The sequence below is a fragment of the Pseudoalteromonas sp. P1-25 genome, assembly GCF_001401805.1.
Taxonomy (GTDB): domain Bacteria; phylum Pseudomonadota; class Gammaproteobacteria; order Enterobacterales; family Alteromonadaceae; genus Pseudoalteromonas.
Genome location: NZ_LKDW01000158.1, coordinates 1 through 207, shown reverse-complemented (window position 1 = coordinate 207; position 207 = coordinate 1). Strand labels below are relative to the sequence as shown.

Sequence of the window (207 nt, the reverse complement as noted above, 5' to 3'; positions counted from 1 at the left end):
AGACATTATGCGGTATTAGCAGTCGTTTCCAACTGTTGTCCCCCACCTCAAGGCATGTTCCCAAGCATTACTCACCCGTCCGCCGCTCGACGCCAGAGTAGCAAGCTACTCTTCGTTTCCGCTCGACTTGCATGTGTTAGGCCTGCCGCCAGCGTTCAATCTGAGCCATGATCAAACTCTTCAATTAAAAAGTTTTTATGTTCCGAA

1 rRNA gene is annotated in these 207 nt (G+C 49.3%); it reads right to left on the bottom strand.

Annotated elements, in window-relative coordinates:
* Positions 1–187: ribosomal RNA gene (locus AN393_RS19990) — 16S ribosomal RNA — on the bottom strand; the annotation flags it as partial.
* Positions 188–207: the final 20 nt, after the last annotated feature.